Source organism: Polyangium spumosum (genome assembly GCF_009649845.1).
Lineage (GTDB): Bacteria > Myxococcota_A > Polyangia > Polyangiales > Polyangiaceae > Polyangium > Polyangium spumosum.
Genome location: NZ_WJIE01000001.1, coordinates 1,134,215 through 1,147,281 on the forward strand (window position 1 = coordinate 1,134,215; position 13,067 = coordinate 1,147,281).

Genomic DNA, 13,067 nt, shown 5'->3' on the forward strand with positions numbered 1-13,067 from the left:
CGCTCACTCGCGACATCTTAGCGCCGCCGCCACGGGGAGCAGCGTCGCCATGAGCAGCAGAGCGATGGAGCCATGTGGCTGCGAGAGGCCGAGCGGGCCCTCTCCGCCGAGCAGCCCGCGCCCGTGCGCGCGAGGCAAGAGCGCAGCGAAGAGGCCCGCGCCGCTGCCGAAGAGGAAGTCGAGGACGAGCGGCACGACGCGCCCGCGACCGCGCTCGAAGAAAGTCGCGCCAAACGAGAACCAGCCTGCGTATGCGGCGCCGACGAGGGCGCCGATCCAGCCGCTCGTGAAGGCATCGCGGGCGAACGGCGGCGCCGAGGGCGACTGCGCGGAAGCGACGGCGACGAGCGCGAGCAGCGCGCCACTCACGGCCGAAACGAGCACGAGCGCCACGCCGATCCCGAGCGCGACGTCGCGCCGCGCAGCGCCATACCGCGCGACGGGCCAGGCGGCGTCGCGCAACGACGAGCGATCGCAGGCGCGGGCGGCGAGGGCAAAACAGAAGAGCGGGACGACGAGGCGGAACGTCGCGGCGAGCGAACGATCGACCGCGCCCGCGGTGGTCACGCGACGCTCGATGAGCCCACCTGCGAGCGCGAGCGCGAGCGCGAGCAGGGCGGTGAGCACGACGCCTCGACCCGCGAGCCTGCGCGCGCCCATCGCGGCCCCGAGCGAGAGACCCACGAACGCGCCCGCGCCGCGAGGTGACGCGGCGTGTGATCGATGTTGCGACGTCATGCTCCTCCCCGTGGCTCGCCCGGCTCCTCGGCGACGTCGGCGGGCGCGGAAGGCGCAGGCGCCGCTGCAGGTTCGCCAGGTACGGCCTCCAGCGTCGGCGGCGCGACGGGCGCGACGGCTCCCGGCACCCGCGCGCTCCTCGCCGCAGGGAGCGCGACGAGCGGCCTCTGCGCGAGCCCAGCCGCGCGGCGGAACGTCTGCAGCGCCTCGGCCGCGGCGCGCACCTGCACGAGCCCAGGCGACGCCGGCGCGACGGCTTCGATCACGACGCCTGCCTCCACCGCTGCGTCGACGAGCGCGAGCGCACACGCGTCGAGATCGTCCCCGGACAAACGCAGCTCCGCGGCCCGGGGGAGCGAGCCCGGGGCCTCGCTCCAAGCGACCGATCGCACCTCCGTTCGATCGGCGAGCAAGCGGGCGAGCGCGCGCACCGGCCCGCGCTCGCCCGCGTCGTCCGCGGGCCGAACCCACGCGACGAGCGCGGGCTCGCTCCCGGGGAGCGGCTCCGCGGCGTCGGCCTCGCCGAGCACGAGCCCCTTGTGCAGGACGAGCACACGATCCCCGAGCGCGCGCGCGTCCGCAGGCGAGGACGTCGTCACGACGACGCACGCGCCGCCGAGCGAGAGCTCCCGGATTCGCTCGCGCACGAGGCCGAGCAGGTTGAGCGCGACGTCGGAGAGCGGCTCGTGCAGCGCCACGAGCAGCGGCGACGGCGTGGAGAGCGCGAGGGCGAGCTCCACCGCGCGCGCCTCGGCGAACGAGAGGGAGCCCGGCTCGCGGCGCGCGAGATGGCCGAGGCCGAACGGATCGAGCACGTCGCTCGCGCGCGTCGTCGACTCACCACGCGCCCGCCGCGCGAGCGCCACGGACGCCTCGACCGTACGAGCCTCCGGTAACGTGGGCTCCGCGGCGAGCGCGCCGATCCTCGCGCGCAGCGGAGACACACGTGCAGGCGACTGCCCTCCGATCGAGACGCGGCCCTGCAAGGGCGCGCGCGCCCCCGTGATCACCTCGGAGAGCGCGAGCGTGCCGTCCTCGGGCGCACCCACGAAGGCGAAGACCCCCGCGCCGAGCGCGAGGCTCACGCCCGAGAGGCTCCCTCGAGATGCGCCACGCGGCGCCGCGGCGTCACGCGCGTGAACCGCTTCGAGCAAGAGGCGCGGCGGCGCGGCCATGGGCGGACGCGGCGTCGTCATGCGGGAGCTCCGCCGCGGCCTGCGGCGACGAGGATCGAGAGCAGCGCGGAGAGCGCGCCCGGGATCGAGTACGAGCCGCGGCCTGCGAGCTCCGCGAGCATCCAGGGAACGACCACGATCGCCACGAGCAAGACCCTGCCTCGACGACCGCCCAGGCGCGCCGAGAACGCGGCGAGCGTCCCGAGGGTGATGCCGGCGACGGCCGAGAACGCGAGCAAGCCGAGCGCGAACACGACCCTGCGCAGCGCCATCGATCCGGAGCTCGAGAGCGCGACCGTGACGAGCGCGAGCCCGACGAGCGGCAGCGCGATCGCCCTCCCGATCTGGAGCATCGACGCGACCCACCGCACCACGTGGAGGCTCCGCGCGCGCAAGCCCCTCGTCGCAGCGAGCGCCTCGATCCCGGCCTCGCGATCCTCCGCCGTCCGATCGCTCGCAGCGGCGAGCGTCGTCGGGGCCGCGGCCAGGAGCGTGATCGACGCGGCCCCGAGGCCGACGAGCCCTTCGAGCGGCGCGCTCGTTCCTTCCGTCGCGCGGAGCACGATCGCGAGGGTCGCGAACACCGCGCCGAGCAGCGCGCCGCACGCGAGCCCGGCGCGCGAGAGGGTCGTACGCCCGAGGCGCGCGCGGGACAGGGCCACCGCGGCGAACAAGCGCCTCCTGCGACGCCCACGAGGCGGCCCGGGAGTGCGGCGCGCGGAGGACACACCGGTGAGGCTCGGAGAAGTCGACATCGTCACGGCGGCTTCAGGGTGGACACGAGGAGCGGCGACGTTCGCGCGCAGGCATCATGCCCGCTGCCCTTTCGCGCGGGCGGCGGCAAGGATATCCTGTGCGCAGTCCAGTGCTTGACCTGAAAATCCGCCGGGGGCGATGGGCTTCTGTTCTCGGGCTCTTGCTAGCGGGGGGTGCGCTCGGCGTCGCCTGCACGCCGGACTCCGACATCGATCGGATCACGAGCGGGTCCGGTAGCGGCGCGGGCGGCGCGGGCGGCGACGGCGGCGCCTCTTCCAGCACGGGCACGGCGAGCAGCTCGAGCAGCGCGTCGTCCGCCTCGTCCAGCGGGAGCGGCGGCGCGGGCGGCGACGGCGGCGCGGGGGGCGCAGGTGGTGCCGGCGGCGAAGGTGGCGCAGGCGGCGCAGGCGGCGGCCCGGTGAGCAACTGCCCACCCGACGCGGATCTCGACGGCATCTCCGACGACGTCGAGGGCAAAGCCCAGGGCATCGACACGGACGGCGACGGCACGCCCGACTACCTCGACACGGACAGCGACGACGACTCGTTGCCCGACGCCCTCGAAGGACAGACGGCCTCCGTCGGCTGCGCGAACCCGCAGAACTCCGACGGCACCGGGCCCCCCGATTTCCGCGACACGGACAGCGACGACAACGGCCTGCCCGACGCGCTCGAGATCTACCCCGACCAGACGCCCTACGATCCGCAGAAGCCCGCGCCGAACCCCGCGGACACCGACGGCGACAACATCCCCGACTACGCAGACCCGGACAACGACGACGACTCGTTGCCGGACACCGTCGAGCTCACCATGGGCGTCGCCACCGACACGGACGGCGACGGTCTGCCGGATCTGTCCGACGCCGACAGCGACGGCGACACGCTCGGCGACGCCTTCGAAGGGCTCGCGGATCCCGACGGAGACAACGTGCCCGCGTTCCGTGACGACGACAGCGACGCGGATGGGCTCTCCGACCTGTGCGAGGCCGGGCCCATGCACATGGTCTCGCAGCCGCCGCCCGACGCCGACAGCGATGGCAAGTACGACTTCCTCGACCTCGACACCGACGCAGACGGCATCCTGGACAAGGACGAGGACCAGAACCTCGACTGCGTACTCGACCCGCTCGAGACCGATCGCACGAAGGCCGACACGGACGGCGACGGCACCACCGATCTGATCGAGCGCGAGCTCGGCTCGGACCCGCGCGATCCGTTCGTCACGCCCGGCACGCTCGGCAAGTTCTACTTCGTGTTGCCCTACCTCGGCGCGCCCTCGCCGGCCGAGAACATCGTTCCGCTTCGTACGAACTTGAACCAGGGCGACGTCGCCTTCCTCGTCGACACGACCGCGACGATGGGCGGCGAGATCCAGAACCTCAAGAACAACCTCCCCGCGATCATCACCAAGCTGAAGGCGTCGATCCCCGATCTCGCCGTGGGCATCGCCGGCTTCGACGACTTCCCGACGGGCACGTACGGCACCGTGGGCGTCGATCAGCCCTTCTACGTCGCAGGCACCACCGGCTACGTGAGCACCACCCTCGCCGACAACCTCGGCGCCGTGTTCGCCCTCAACGTGCACGACGGCGGCGACAAACCCGAGTCGCACGTCGCCGCCATGTACCGCGCGCTCACCGACGCCTACCTCCTCTGGCCCACCGGTCAGCTCGCGCCCGCGGGCGCGCCGAGCGGGCGTTATGGAACGCTCCGCTTCCGCGAAGGCGCGCTGCCGATCCTCGTGCCGATCACCGACGCTCCGTTCCACAACGGCAGGCGCGCCCTCGACCCGAGCATCCTCCACGATCCCTACGACTTCAACGGACAGGCCCCCTTCCCCACGCCCACGGTCGACACGCTCGTCACCACGATGAAGGAGAAGGGCGCAAGGATCATCGGCATCTCCGCGTCGGACGGCGTCCGCACCGGCGGCGATCCTTACGAAGACCTCGCGTACCTCGTCGATCAGACCGGCTCGCTCGTCCCGCCCTCCGCGTTCGGCGGGCTTCAATGCGGGACGGCGATCGCGGGCGGCTTCATCACGCCGGACGGCCCCGCCAACGCCGACAACCCCGGCGGGACGTGCCGCCTGATCTTCGACATCAGCACCGACGGCACCGGGCTCAACGACGCCACGCTCGACAAGGGGATCACGGCCCTCCTCAAGGCGATCCGCTTCGACATCCGCGCCCTCGCCGCGCCGAACCTCGCCGATCCCATCGACGCCGTGGACACGTTCATCGCGCAGATCTCCGTCAACGCGCCGGGCGGCGACGACGCGGCCGAGCCCGGCGTCCCGTGCTTCTCGCTGAACGCCGTCCAGCAGCTCAAGGACGTCTGGTCGGGCGCGAAGGGCCTCGTGAAGGCGCAGGACGGCGTCAACGAGACCGCCCTCGGGATCATCCCTGGTCAGAAGATCTGCTTCAAGATCGTGCCCAAGCCGAACACGACGTTCCCGCAGAACGCCTCCGCGCAGATCTTCAAGGCCACGCTCACGGTCAAGGCGCAGAACGGCATCGCGCCCTCGGAGCTCTTGCTCGGCGCGCCGCGCGAGATCCTCTTCCTCGTCCCGCCCGCGCCGCAGTGACGGTCACCAGGTGGGCTCCTTCTTGCCCTTGCGCTTCTTCTTGCGCTCCTTGTTCCCGATCCCGATCTTCCCCCACTCGTACGAGACGCGCTTGCGGAACGCGCCGTTGTCGTCGCCTCCGTAGACGAAGAGCTCGCGCGCCGTCTCGGTCTCGCCCACCGTCGGCTGCCAGCGCTCCGTGGGCACGAAGGCCATCGAGACCGGCGCGTCGAAGCGCATGCGCGCCACGACGACCCCGCACCTCGCGCGACCCGAGGCCTTCGCGCAGCCGCCGCCGAGCACGAGCTCCTCGTTGCCGAGCGGGTGCCACGTCCAGATTCGTTCGACCTTGAAGGGATGGTCGGCCTTGCGCGTCACCGCCTCGCGGATCTCCTCCGGCACGAGCGGCTCGAGCGCCTGCGCGAGATCGGCCTTCGCGTCCGCGGGCTGGAACGTGAGCGGCGCGCCTCGGCTCACGTTGAGCACCACCTCGAAGCTGTTGGGCTCGCCCGCGCAGCAGCGGAAGCCCACGTCGGCGCGGCGCACGTCGACCTTCATGCCGCGGCCATTCGCGCACCTGCCGACGAGCTCACCTTGTGGCGCGTTCCCGCCGCGGGTCGTCCCGAGGTTCGCCTTGCTCGCATCGCGCTTCCACTGGCTCGACGTCCACTGCCACACGCCTCCGTGCAGATCGTGGACGCCGAACGCGCTCTTGCAGCCCGCGTTCACGCCGTTCGGCACGAGCGTACGCATCGAGCCCGTCGTGCACGTCGCGGCCTTGTACGCGTCGCCGTACGGGTACGCCGTATTCTGCGGCCCCTTGCAGGCGCGCTCCCACTCGAGCTCCGTGCAGAGCCGCTTCTGCTGCGCCGCGCAGAGCCCTTCGGCCTCGGCCTGCGTCACGTTCGTCGTGGGGATCGCGCCGGGCTCGTTCGGGTACGGGAACAGGTCGATGTAGAAGCCCGTCATCACGACCTGCTCGCCCGCCATCTCCTCGTCGGGGACACGCGGCAGCTTCTCGGGCGGCGTGCCCGCGATGAGCGAGCCGGGCGGGATCCAGGCCATCCCCGGGCGGGGATCGGGCTCTCGATCCGCCGTCACCCACGGGGGCTCGGCCTCGTCGCCCGCGTCGGTCGGCTCGGGGGCGAGCCTCTTGCCTTGGCATCCGATCGCGAGCGCGGCGACGGCGACGAGGACCTTCTTCACGTCGGCTCGTGCTCGCGCTCCCGGAGCCCCAGCTCCTTCATCTTGAGCTGCAGGCCCTTGCGCGAGATTTTGAGCAGCCGCGCCGCGTGCGTCACGTTGCCCTGCGTCTGCTTGAGCGCGCGCACGATGAGGTCTCGCTCGAGCCGGCTCATCGCCGCCTTGACCTGCTCCTTCAGGCCGTCGGAGAGCGCTGCCGCGTCGCCTTGTTGCGGATCGGGCGACGACGGCGACGGCGCGCGCGCTCCCTCCGCGGCGGAGGGCGCGCTCGCCGAGAGGGCGCTCGCTTGCGAGGCGTTCGAACGCACCTCCTCCGAGAGATCCTCGAGCCGGATGCGGGCGCCGTCCGCGAAGAGCACGGCCCGCTCGATCACGTTCTCGAGCTCGCGGATGTTCCCCGGCCAGCCGTAGGCCGAGAGACGCTCGAGCGCGTCCGGCTCGACGCCCTCGATGTTCTTGCGCAGGCGCGCGTTGAACTTCGCGATGAAGTACGACACGAGCGGCGGGATGTCGGTCCTGCGCTCGCGCAGCGCGGGCAGCGCGATCGACACCACGTTGAGCCGGTAGAAGAGATCCTCGCGGAACGATCCTGCGCCGATCTCGCGCTTGAGGTCGCGGTTCGTCGCGGCGACGAGCCGCACGTCGACGCGGATCGTCTTGATGCCGCCCACGCGCTCGAACTCGCTCTCCTGGAGCACGCGCAGGAGCTTCACCTGCATCTCGTTCGGGATCTCGCCGATCTCGTCGAGGAAGAGCGTCCCGCCCGACGCGAGCTCGAAGCGGCCCGGCTTCGACGCGACCGCGCCCGTGAACGCGCCTCGCTCGTAGCCGAAGAGCTCCGACTCCATCAGGTCCTTCGGGATCGCGGCGCAGTTCACCTTGATGAACGGCCTGTCGCGGCGGCTCGAGTTCTCGTGCAGCGCCCGCGCCACGAGCTCCTTGCCCGTCCCGCTCTCGCCCGTGATGAGCACCGTCGTGGGCGTGTCCGCGACGCGCTCGATGATCGAGTAGAGCTCGTGGATCGGCTGGCTCTCGCCGATGATCCCGAAGCGCGCCGTGCCCTCGCGCGGCAAGGCCGACACGGCGACGTCGCGCGACGCGTCGGCGCTCGCGAGGTCACGCGTGCGCAGCGCCTTGCGGACCACGAGGCGCACCTCGTGCTGGTCGAAGGGCTTCGTGATGTAGTCGAAGGCGCCGGTCTTCAGGGCCTCGACGGCGTTGTCGACCGTCCCGTGCGCCGTCAACATGACCACGGGGCGCGTCGGATCGTCCCGCATGGCGGCGCGGAGCAGATCCATCCCATCCACCTTGGGCATCCGGAGGTCGGTGATCACGAGGTCGATGTGGTGCTCCTTGAGGAAGGCGAGGGCTTCCTCCCCGTCCTCGGCGGTGTGCACCTCGTAGCCGTCCCGACCGAGCTGCGCGCTGAGCACGCGGCGCAGGTTGGCCTCGTCGTCCACGACCAGGATCTGCTTCTTTTCGGGTAGCACGCGGCGAGGTTACCAGAGCCCGGGCGCGAGGGGAGCCGCGGCTCGGGCCCCGGGAGCCGCCGGCGCTGGAGGGGGCGGGTCGGCGGCGCCGGGGGGGCGGGCGGGAGCCGGGGGGGCCCGAAGATGCGGGATCGACGGCATCTTGCTCACCGTGTTCGCGCTTTTTTTCGCGGACGGCGGCACATGCCATTATGCTCGGTACGAAGGACGAATACCGCATGTGGGGAACGCGCGCGCAGGGGGTATCTCTGGTCGGGCTGGTCGTCGGGGTGACCCTGGCGACGGGCATGGCCATGGCCGATGGCCCGCAGAATCCGTTCGCCGGCCAGTGCAACCGAACGGCGACCGAAGAGGACATCGAAGGCGCCAAAGGCGCACACAAGGCCGCACGGCAGTTCTACGAGCGTGGTGAGTACGCTCGAGCGATCCAGTACTGGCGGGATGTCTTCAACCTCGACTGCAACGCAGTCGGCACGCTGCAGAACATCGCCAACGCCTACGAAAAACTCGGCGATCGTCAGAACGCGATCTTCGCGCTCGAGGCCTACCTCCAGCGCTCGCCGAACGCGTCGGACGCGGCGAAGATCGAGACCCGCATCAAGAACCTGAAGGACCTTCAGCAGAGCCAGGCGCCGACGGCGAGCGCGACGGCCTCTGCGGCCCCGACGGTCACGTCTACGGTGCGCCCCGAGCTCCCGCCGCCTCCGCCCGTGAAGCCTTACGGGATCGCCCCGTGGGTGACGGTCGGCGTCGGCGGCGCGGCCCTCATCGCTGGCGCGATCCTCTTGCCGATCGGCCTCGGCAACGTGAGCGGCGCGAAGGGCGACGGCAAGTGCTACGAGGTCGAGAACAACAAGGCCGGCTCGCTGAACCTCGTGGAAAAAACAGGCTCGGGCCAGTGGTGGTGCGGGGACAACGCGACGGCGTACAACCAGGCCACGCGCGGGCAGTCGCAGGCGCTCATCGGCAAGATCGCGCTCGGCGTCGGCGGCGCGGCGGTCGCGGGTGGCCTCGTGTGGGAGCTGCTCTTCAACAAGCCCAAGCCGCAGGACGAGCAGAAGTCGAGCGGCGTTCGCGTCACGCCCACCGTCGGCCCCGGCATGAGCGGCGTCTTCGTGCACGGTTCGTTCTGACGAGCTCGTTCTGACGAACGACCCGTTTGTCCTCAAACGGGTTCTCGATCCCCCCAGGGCATCTCGCGTTGCAGGATCGGCGGCGGCAGCGTCGCCCCGATCCCGTCCGCGATCTGCGCGACGAGCTCGTGGAAGATCACCGCGCTCGCGCCGTAGAGCACACACGACCCGAGCGCGAAGTGCGGCATCAGGATCTCCCCTCCCCGCCACGGCACCATCACGCCCCGGATGGGCTCCTCGCCGCGCAGGTACGCGCCGAGCGGCAGCTCGAGGATCCGCGCGATCTCCGACGAACACGCCACCGGCGCGAGCGCCGCGTCGACGGCCACGACGTACGGGTGGATCAAGTAACGACCGTTGTACGTCGGCGTCGCCGTGAGCTCACCGAGCCGCGTGATCCCCTCGCCTGCGAGCCCCACCTCCTCGTCCATCTCGCGCAGCGCCGTCGCGTAGAGATCCACGTCGTCCGGCTCTCGTTTGCCGCCGGGGAACGCCACCTGGCTCGGGTGCTCGCGTAGAACCGCCGACCGCAGGATCGCGATCACCACGGGCTCGGGCTCGAAGCGGATCGGGATCGCGACCGCCGCGGAGCGCGCTTCCGCCTGCAACATCGAGATCCACGGGCTGTCCTTCGCGGGCAAACCGAGGAGGGCGCGGCGTACGTCATCAGGGGAGATCGGCATGAGCGGCGAGCGCGCGGGCGAACGGGCAGCACGCGCGCGCGATCTCAAGGGAGCAGAACAGGACCACGGCGGTCAATCGTTCTGGCCCTCGCGCGCCTCGCTCTTGCCGAGGCCCGGGAGCGGCGCGCCGCGCGCGCGGGCCACATCCATCACCTGATCGAGGCCCGCCGACAGGAACGACAACAAGCTCCCGTCCGTCGTGGTCACGTTCACGCGATCGAACGAGGCGCGGAACGCGTTCGCGATCGACGGGAGCGTCTCGGTCAGCATGATCTCTTGCAGCCGCGCCTCACCGAGCTCCGGCACGCTGCGCTTCTTCGCCTCGATCTCGGCCTCGAGCTCGGCCGCGGCGCGACGCGTCTCGAGCGCGATACGCGCCTCCGCTTGCTCGGCCTCCGCTCGCTCGCGCGCGCGCAGGAGCTCCTCCTCGTGGGCCCGCCGCACGAGCGCCTGCTTGTGCTCGAGCGCTTGCATCTCCCGCCTCCGCTCGGCCGCGATACGCGCCTCCTCCTCGGCCATGATCGCGCGCCGCGCGTCCTCCGCCGCGCGCTTGCGCTCGAACGCGAGCCTGTTCTCCTCCACCGCGACCTCCTCCTTCGCGCGTAGCGCCTCGAGCGCGAGTTTTTCCCGGTACGGAGCCTGCAGCCGCGTGAAGACCTCCTGCGAGAGCACCTTCACGTCCTGGATCTCGATCGTGTCGATCACCACGCCCCAGCCCGTGCTCGTCCCGTCCTCCTGGCTGCCCTCGCCCGCGAGCACGGGCGCGATCTCGGCCATCAGCGCGGCGGCCACGCGCTCCTTCCGGTGCGTGAGGCACTCCTCGAGGCCGAGGCCCGCGACGATGCGCCGCGTGGCGCCGACGAACATCTCGCGCAGGATGTCGGTGAGCCCGTCGCGATCTCGATCGATCATCCGGTACGCGAGCAGCGGCTCGACGATGCGGTAGACCGCGAGGCCCGTCACCTCCACGCCCGCCTTCTCCAGCGTCACCTGATCGGCGCGGAACTGGAGCTTCTGGATGGTGGTGGGGATCAACGTGACGCTGTCCGAGGGCCACTTGAAGACGCTCACGCCCTGGCCCGAGCGCTTGACCTTCCCGTCGCGGATCAGGATCAGAAACTCGTGCGGCTCTGCGGTGACACGGCCGAAGTTCGGGATCGTTCGCATGCCACCCCGTGAGAGCAACCGCCGCGCCAGCGCCAACATGCGGCGCTTTTAGCCCTTTGTGACGCGCCCTGTCGCGCGCGCGTGCTCCATTCCGGAGCGCGGCGCTCCGTTTCGGAGCTCAGCTCGGATCGACGGCCGCGTACACCACGATCGGCGCCGCCTTGCCTCGCACCGACACCGGCGGCATCGGCCGCGCCGTCACGATGTCCTTCACGCGCTCGTAGGCCGCTTCGCTGAGCAGGATGTCCGTCCCGAGCTCCTTGGTGAGGCCCTGGATCCGCGCCGCCACGTTCACGACGTCGCCGATCACCGTGTACTCCATCCGATCGGGGCTGCCCACGCTGCCGGCCACCATCTCGCCCGTGTGTACGCCGATCCCGATCCCGAGCGCCTTGCGCCCCTCGGCCACCTCTTGCTCGTTGAACCGGGCGAGCGCCGCGCGCACCCCGAGCGCCGCGCGGGCCGCGCGTTCGGCGTGGTCCGGCGCTGGCACGGGCGCGCCGAAGACCGCGAGCAGGCTGTCGCCGCCGAACTTGTTGATGAACCCGCCCTCGGCGCGGATCGGCGGGCTCACCGCGGCGAAGTACCGGTTCAGGAGGCTCACGACCTCCACGGGCGGCATCTGCTCCGAGAGCGAGGTGAACCCGCGGATGTCGGCGAAGATCACCGTCGCGCGCACGAGGCTCCCGCCCATGGAGACGCCGTGCTTCATCACCTGCTCGGCGAGCTCGGGCGCCACGTACCTCCCGAACGCGTCGCGCAGCCGCTCGCGCTCAACGAGCCCGTGCGTCATCCGGTTGAAGCCGCGGTACGCCTCGGCGAACTCGTCCGTCGAGGCCACCACGAGCTCCGCCGACACCTCGCCTCGCTCGACGCGCCGCATGGCCTCGACGAGCCCCTCGGCCGAGGACGCGAGGTCACGCGAGAGCATGGTCGCGAGGAAAAGCGCCACGCTCGATCCGCCGACCACGAGCAGCAGCACCCAGAGCCCGAGCGGCGTCTCGATCCACGAGGCATCGAGCATCCCGATCTGCTCGAGCAGGCGATCGAGCTTCAGCATCACCGTGAACCCGAGCGCGGCGAGCGGCACACACGCGACGAACGCGAACACGAAGAGGAGCTGCGTGCGAATCTCGAGCGGCCGCACGTGCGGGACCGCGTCGCGTGTCGCCTCGTCCACGTGCGCGCGGATGTGCGAGAGCACGGGCCGCACCGCCGTCTTCACGGCGAAGTACTCGTAGATCGCGTGGCCCGCGGCGAAGACCACGATCGTCGCGTAGACGAGGGCGAACTGCCAGGGCGCGAGGCCGAGCGCGAGCCAGCGGTTCGCGAGCAGGCAGAGCACCGTCATGGACACGGCGAGGATCGGCGCGTGCACGAAGAGCACGCGCGCCGCCGTGTAGAGCGGCAGGTTCAAGGCCCGCGCGAGCGCCGGCGCCGCGAGCTCCTTCACCCGAGGACCACCGAGCGCCACGAAGAACGCGCGGATCGGCGCGACGTGCCGCCCGATGAGCGAGATGTCGGCGATGAGCTGCGGCAGCGCGGCGAGCGGCGCGAGCAAGCCGAGGACGAGCTGCTTCTGGTAGGTGCTGAAGTCGAGGCCGAACAGGTAGAAGAGCGCGCCCGTGCCCGTCGCCGCGAGCGAGGCGTAGAGGTAGATGAGGATCAGGCGGCGATGCAGGAGCCGCCCGAGATCGCTCCCCTCCGCGGCGGTCTTCCCGGGCGTCGTCGCCAGCGCCTCCGTCATCGGTCCTCCCTCTGCTCGTGATCCTTCGGGCGCGCCGCCAGCACCGGCGTCGCGATCGCGGAGAGGGATGTCGCGAGCGACGCGATGAGTGGCAAGAGGGTTTGCAGCGCGGGGCCGCCGTCGATGCGCACCACGCGGGGACGCGCGTCTCTCTCGGGCGTGGTCGGCTCGAGCGTCGCGAGGAGCCGGCCTCGCTCGAGATCAAACGAGAGCGAACGGATCACGACGCCGGGCTCGAAGGCGGCGAGCGCCGCGAAGAGCGGGCCGGCCGCTTCGAGGGCCTGTTCGGCCCGCTCCCCGCGCAGATCGACCCCGGGCCCCGAGAACGGGCACCCCTCGTGATCCGTCGCGGGCACCACGCGCACGTGGTGGTCCCGGGCGCGCAGCTTGAACGAGCGAATCTGCAAAG

General features: G+C 71.3%; 11 protein-coding genes. 2 read left to right on the forward strand and 9 right to left on the reverse strand.

Annotated elements, in window-relative coordinates; translation table 11 throughout:
* Positions 1–3: 3 nt before the first annotated feature.
* The 3 genes from GF068_RS04790 to GF068_RS04800 are packed head-to-tail and all read right to left on the reverse strand — an operon-like array spanning position 4 to position 2,575.
* Positions 4–738: a hypothetical protein gene (locus tag GF068_RS04790; protein ID WP_153818061.1), complete on the reverse strand. Its 735-nt coding sequence runs from the start codon at positions 736–738 to the stop codon at positions 4–6.
* Positions 735–1,934, reverse strand: coding sequence for an ATP-binding cassette domain-containing protein (locus GF068_RS04795; protein WP_153818062.1), 1,200 nt, complete (start codon positions 1,932–1,934; stop codon positions 735–737). The genes GF068_RS04790 and GF068_RS04795 overlap by 4 nt, the downstream gene beginning before the upstream one ends.
* Entirely contained in the window at positions 1,931–2,575 is a 645-nt protein-coding gene (locus GF068_RS04800; protein WP_153818063.1) for a hypothetical protein, read from the reverse strand. The genes GF068_RS04795 and GF068_RS04800 overlap by 4 nt, the downstream gene beginning before the upstream one ends.
* A gap of 254 nt (positions 2,576–2,829) precedes the next feature.
* On the opposite strand from GF068_RS04800, the gene GF068_RS04805 reads away from it, so the two are divergent.
* Complete coding sequence (locus GF068_RS04805) at positions 2,830–5,256, forward strand: hypothetical protein (RefSeq protein WP_153818064.1); 2,427 nt, start codon at positions 2,830–2,832, stop codon at positions 5,254–5,256.
* A 3-nt stretch (positions 5,257–5,259) separates the two neighbouring features.
* Here GF068_RS04805 and GF068_RS04810 read toward each other — a convergent pair whose 3' ends face one another.
* Complete coding sequence (locus GF068_RS04810; protein WP_338046222.1) at positions 5,260–6,441, reverse strand: formylglycine-generating enzyme family protein; 1,182 nt, start codon at positions 6,439–6,441, stop codon at positions 5,260–5,262.
* Positions 6,438–7,928, reverse strand: a complete 1,491-nt coding sequence (locus GF068_RS04815; RefSeq protein ID WP_338046223.1) for a sigma-54-dependent transcriptional regulator — start codon at positions 7,926–7,928, stop codon at positions 6,438–6,440. The genes GF068_RS04810 and GF068_RS04815 overlap by 4 nt, the downstream gene beginning before the upstream one ends.
* Positions 7,929–8,146: 218 nt before the next feature.
* Here GF068_RS04815 and GF068_RS04820 point away from each other — a divergent pair, with 218 nt between their 5' ends.
* On the forward strand, positions 8,147–9,061 hold the full coding sequence (locus tag GF068_RS04820) for a tetratricopeptide repeat protein (RefSeq protein WP_153818065.1): 915 nt from the start codon (positions 8,147–8,149) through the stop codon (positions 9,059–9,061).
* A 32-nt stretch (positions 9,062–9,093) separates the two neighbouring features.
* Here GF068_RS04820 and GF068_RS04825 read toward each other — a convergent pair whose 3' ends face one another.
* From GF068_RS04825 to GF068_RS04840, 4 genes are all read right to left on the reverse strand, one after another.
* On the reverse strand, positions 9,094–9,744 hold the full coding sequence (locus GF068_RS04825; RefSeq protein ID WP_153818066.1) for an NUDIX hydrolase: 651 nt from the start codon (positions 9,742–9,744) through the stop codon (positions 9,094–9,096).
* A 72-nt stretch (positions 9,745–9,816) separates the two neighbouring features.
* Positions 9,817–10,911: an SPFH domain-containing protein gene (locus GF068_RS04830; RefSeq protein WP_240806595.1), complete on the reverse strand. Its 1,095-nt coding sequence runs from the start codon at positions 10,909–10,911 to the stop codon at positions 9,817–9,819.
* 118 nt (positions 10,912–11,029) lie between these two features.
* On the reverse strand, positions 11,030–12,658 hold the full coding sequence (locus GF068_RS04835; protein WP_153818068.1) for an adenylate/guanylate cyclase domain-containing protein: 1,629 nt from the start codon (positions 12,656–12,658) through the stop codon (positions 11,030–11,032).
* The gene (locus GF068_RS04840; protein WP_153818069.1) at positions 12,655–13,065 is read right to left on the reverse strand and encodes a hypothetical protein; all 411 of its coding nucleotides are present in this window, start codon (positions 13,063–13,065) and stop codon (positions 12,655–12,657) included. The genes GF068_RS04835 and GF068_RS04840 overlap by 4 nt, the downstream gene beginning before the upstream one ends.
* Between the last annotated feature and the right edge of the window lie 2 nt (positions 13,066–13,067).

Bases quoted from the DNA above. Each gene is read 5' to 3' on its own strand.
- GF068_RS04790 (WP_153818061.1), bottom strand. From the start codon at position 738: ATGACGTCGCAACATCGATCACACGCCGCGTCACCTCGCGGCGCGGGC.
- GF068_RS04795 (WP_153818062.1), bottom strand. From the start codon at position 1,934: ATGACGACGCCGCGTCCGCCCATGGCCGCGCCGCCGCGCCTCTTGCTC.
- GF068_RS04820 (WP_153818065.1), top strand. From the start codon at position 8,147: ATGTGGGGAACGCGCGCGCAGGGGGTATCTCTGGTCGGGCTGGTCGTC.
- GF068_RS04825 (WP_153818066.1), bottom strand. From the start codon at position 9,744: ATGCCGATCTCCCCTGATGACGTACGCCGCGCCCTCCTCGGTTTGCCC.
- GF068_RS04830 (WP_240806595.1), bottom strand. From the start codon at position 10,911: ATGCGAACGATCCCGAACTTCGGCCGTGTCACCGCAGAGCCGCACGAG.
- GF068_RS04835 (WP_153818068.1), bottom strand. From the start codon at position 12,658: ATGACGGAGGCGCTGGCGACGACGCCCGGGAAGACCGCCGCGGAGGGG.